Annotated in this window: 5 protein-coding genes; 2 read left to right on the forward strand and 3 right to left on the reverse strand. The window is 62.5% G+C overall.

The annotated features are described in order from the left end of the window. A partial coding sequence (locus tag M9890_15460; protein ID MCO5178351.1) for a TetR/AcrR family transcriptional regulator occupies positions 1–516 on the forward strand: 516 nt, incomplete at its 5' end. Here the strand turns inward: M9890_15460 and M9890_15465 are convergent. Continuing rightward, positions 509–1540, reverse strand: coding sequence for a ketopantoate reductase family protein (locus tag M9890_15465; protein ID MCO5178352.1), 1032 nt, complete (start codon positions 1538–1540; stop codon positions 509–511). The two genes, M9890_15460 and M9890_15465, sit on opposite strands and share 8 nt — an antisense overlap. A 538-nt stretch (positions 1541–2078) precedes the next feature. Between M9890_15465 and M9890_15470 the strand changes: the two genes are divergently transcribed. Then, on the forward strand, positions 2079–3068 hold the full coding sequence (locus M9890_15470) for a sigma-70 family RNA polymerase sigma factor (GenBank protein ID MCO5178353.1): 990 nt from the start codon (positions 2079–2081) through the stop codon (positions 3066–3068). 74 nt (positions 3069–3142) lie between these two features. On the opposite strand, the gene M9890_15475 is transcribed toward M9890_15470, so the two are convergent. Both M9890_15475 and M9890_15480 read right to left on the reverse strand, forming a co-directional pair. Next, positions 3143–3622, reverse strand: coding sequence for a GNAT family N-acetyltransferase (locus M9890_15475; GenBank protein ID MCO5178354.1), 480 nt, complete (start codon positions 3620–3622; stop codon positions 3143–3145). Positions 3623–3662: 40 nt separating this feature from the next. Continuing rightward, the coding region (locus M9890_15480; GenBank protein MCO5178355.1) for an MFS transporter at positions 3663–4212 on the reverse strand (550 nt) is incomplete at its 5' end.

Consider the following 4212-nt stretch of genomic DNA (forward strand, 5'->3'; position numbering starts at 1 on the left):
GGCTTTAACGATCTGGGCATCCAGGCGCTGCTGGAAGCGACGAACGTGCCGAAAGGCTCGTTCTACCATCACTTCAGGGACAAGGAAGACTTCGCCCTGCAGGTGCTCGATCAGTACATGCTGAGTGTGCACGCCAGCCTGGATGCGTGCCTGAGCGATCCACAGCAGACACCGCTCAATCGCTTGCGCCGATTTTTCGAGATGACCGAAGCCGGTTATCGAGAACAGGGCTACATGGGCTGCCTGATGGGCGGCCTCGGTCAGGAGCTATCGGGCGTCAATGAGACGTTCCGACGCACGATCGAGCAGTGCTTCTCGGGGATTGCCGACCGGCTGGCACGCTGCCTGGACGAGGCGCGCGACGTCGGCGAGATCCCGGCTGATGCCGATGTCCGCCAGATGGCGAACGTCCTCGTCGATTGCTGGGAGGGCGCGACACTCCGTAGCCGGTTGCGCCGCGAGCCGTCATCTCTGACAGCGATGCTCGATTTCTATTTTCGCGCCGCTGCTAGCTGATCCCAGCCATCCGCGCGATGTCGTCGAGGTTCGACCATTCCATGCCGCGCTCGCCGGCCTCGATCTCGTGGATCACTTGCAGGACGGCTGCGTTGACCGGTGTCGGGATGCCGTTCTCGTCACCCTTGGCGGCGATGACCGCCGATTGCATGTCGACTTCGGTCCTGCGCTTTTTGATCTTCAGGTCGCGCCAGATACCCATGTGCTGCTTGATCGAGGCACGCATCGCTTCGCGGAGCTCGCCCAGCGCGGCCTGACTTGTTGCTTCGTACTCCGGGCCCGGCGCGAACGCGTTCGGGTTGAACCCACCGATATTCTCCAGCTGGTCAGCCTGGCTCCTGGCCACGAGATACGCCTCGCTGGCCGCAGTCTGGCTCAGGCGCATGCCGAGTGGCGTATCGAGAATCTCCGGCACCGGCGCATCAACGGTCGACACGAGGAACGCCATCGCACCATAAACGAGCTTGCCCCACAGGAAGCCCCACAGGTTGGTTGTCACCTCTGTCGGCATGACGTTCGACAGTGCCTCGCGCAATGCTTCGGCGCGCGCTGTCACCTGGCCATCGAGCTCGCCGATGTAGATCGTCTGCGCGTCGCCCAACTGAATAAGACCAGGCTCGATGTAGTCAGCGCCGAAATGGACGAACGCGCCGACCGTGCGCTCCGGACCGACGGCGGCAGCGATGATCTCCTCGTTCAGACCGTTCTGTAATGAGAGCACGAAGCCATCGGCCGCCAGCTTCGGGGCAATCTGTTCCATTGCCGATGCCGTGAAGTGGCCTTTGACGCAGAGGATCGTCGCGCCCAACTCTGCCACGTCGTCAGCCATCATCGCGCGCACAGGGTAGGTGCGGTCGCCACGGATGCCGGTGATGCGCAAGCCGCGCTCGTTCATGGCCTGCACATGTTCCGAGACGACATCGACGAGCGTCACATCGTAGCCGGCCTGCGTCAGGAATGCGCCGACGGTTCCGCCGATCGCGCCTGCGCCAACAATCGTTATCGGTCTTGCTCGAAGATCCACCACTCACATCCTCTCACCTGTCGGCATTCAGGTCAGTGTAGCGCGAGCAAGGTGGCCACACACGACATCTGCCTGCGGCCTGAGCACAGCGGTAAGTGAATCGGAGGCGACATTCGTGCGACTGACTCCAGTAGATGCTAAGTGCGTGATCTGGCCAGGATCCGCACCGCGCATCGAGCCAGAGGCGCACAGATCGATAGCGCAATTGTCAGAAACGGTTCGACGCGTGCGTGATTGTTACAAGTAGAGCAGTCTGAGTGATTCATGGTCTGGACAAGCGACCGCGACGGGTGTACGTTCTATGAAATCGGTCACAACCTTCACAGCCAGACAAGACCCAACAATCGTATTTCACCCAAACGCTTTACAAATCCATAACATCGGCTATTCTAGATAGTGGGTTTGTCGGATTCTTCACAAACTCGATAGGTGAGTTGACATAGTGTTGCTTTGCTGCTAGAATTACGAAGTTTCGGCGGGTGGTGGGGATTCTGCTGAAACCACAGGGCTAGCGAACGCGGGGAATAGAAGGAGTCACATGACCGAGCGAGCGAACTACGATACCTATGAGTTGGAGAGGTTAGCTGCTGACGCTGAAGTTGGCGAGGTGATTGATGAGTCAGCTGAGCTGATCGATCAGGCCACCAGCGACGCGGTCTACCGCTACTTCCGCGACGTCGGCGGCCACCGCCTGCTGTCGCACGAAGAAGAGATTGACCTGTCGCGCAAGGTGCGCGCGGGTCTTGAGGCGCGCCGCTTGCAGGGCGAGGGCATCGAGGTCGAGAATCTCGATCAGGTGCTGAAGATCGCGCGCGAGGCGCGTGAGAAGCTGATTCGCCACAACCTGCGTCTGGTTGTCTCGATCGCCAAGAAGTACCGCTCAAGCGGCCTGCCTCTGATCGACCTGATTCAGGAAGGCAACATCGGCCTGATGACGGCTGTCGAGCGCTATGATCCGGAGCTGGGCTATCGCTTCAGCACCTACGCGACGTTCTGGATTCGCCAGGCGATCGGTCGTGCCGTCGCCAACCTGTCGCGGACGATCCGCGTTCCGGTGCACATGCACGACCTGATCTCGAAGGTCCGCCGCACTGAGGCGCAGCTCGAGCAGCAGTTCGGTCGCCCGGCGACCGACGCCGAAGTTGCCAAGCAGCTCGACCTTGAGGTCGAGCGCGTCGAGCAGGCCCGCACTGCGATTCCGCGCACGTCGTCGCTCGACAAGCCGATCGGCGAGGACGGCGAATCGACCATCGGTGATCTGCTGCCGGATCCGGCCAGCGATCAGGTGGTTGAGGAAGCGGTCTCCAGCGCGATCCGCGATCAGATCCGCAAGTCGCTCGATCAGCTGACCGAGCGTGAGCGGGGTGTCCTGATGTTGCGCTTCGGTCTGGCCGGGCAGCAGCCGCAGACCCTGGCTGAGATCGCCGAGCACTACGGCATCAGCCGTGAGCGCGTGCGCCAGATCGAGAAGGAAGCACTCGCCAAGCTGCGCAAGAGCGACCTGATCGAGCTCGCCAGCGCCGCATAACTTCCCAATCCAGCTACAACGAAGCGGCCCGGAGCGTACATGCGCCGGGCCGCTTTTCTGTCCGGGACTCTGTGTCAGGAGCCGACCTCTTCAAAGCCGAGGCGATCCATCAGCTCCAGCGCCGGGCGGTTGGCTGCCGTGATGATGAGCGCCAGGGACGTCTCCCCGGCGTCGGCCAGCGCATTGATGCTGGACTGCACGACGGCGTAGGCGGCCCCGCGCTCCTTCCACGCCGCAGCAGTCAGGACGACGGCCAGCAGCGGTGTCCCCTGATAGCGGCTGACGAGGCTGGCTGCGACGATGCGCGCGCCGCTATCGGCCACCGTCGAGGCGGCAGCGATCGGCTCGCCATACAGCGCGCCGAAGAACTTATGGACCTCCATCAGCGCGGCGTCCAGCGCCTCGTCGGATGGCGCGGCGGTCGAGCCGGTGTAGGCCTCGACCATCAGCGCCGCCAGAGAGTCGGCATCGTCGAGCGCCGCCGGTCGGATCATCAGGTCGCTGACAACGTCTCTGGCCTCGACTGCAGCAACAAGGTGTCGTCGATTCTGCATGAACACTCCTTTGATTCAGTCTCCATACGTTGATTGCGCGTTACTCGCTGGTCATGGCGAGCGCCGGCGTTGTCGTGCGCTGGCGCTGCCGATGCGTCAGCCAGGCAACGACCGACAGCGGGCCCGCGATCACCAGCGCGACAAAGAACGGCAGTGGGTGCCACGCGCCATACAGCAGGCCCGCTCCAATTGGCGCAGCCGCGTCTCCGATGCCGATGCTGACCTCGCCGATGCCATAGGCGCGCCCGCGCAGCCGCTCCGGCGTGACATCCGCCAACGCCGCCGCCATCAGCGACCAGATTGCGCTGAACGAATACCGCAGCATGTAGGCGATCGCGATGAGCGCAATGTTGCCGGTGACGATGAACAGGGCATAGGACACAGTCACCATCGCCAACGTCACACCCATCCCGGCGAACGGCTGCGAAAGCGGTCGCCAATGGCTGACCAGCAAGGCGAAGACCAGCGCGGCAGCCGAGCCGAGCGAGCCGAGCAGCCCGATCGTGCCGAGGCTGAGGTCGCGCTGGTCGTGCAGGAAGTTCGGCAACAGGGTCGAACCAACGTAGATCATCGGGACCAACAGGTGAAAA

Source organism: Thermomicrobiales bacterium (assembly GCA_023954495.1).
Classification (GTDB): Bacteria; Chloroflexota; Chloroflexia; order Thermomicrobiales; family CFX8; genus JAMLIA01.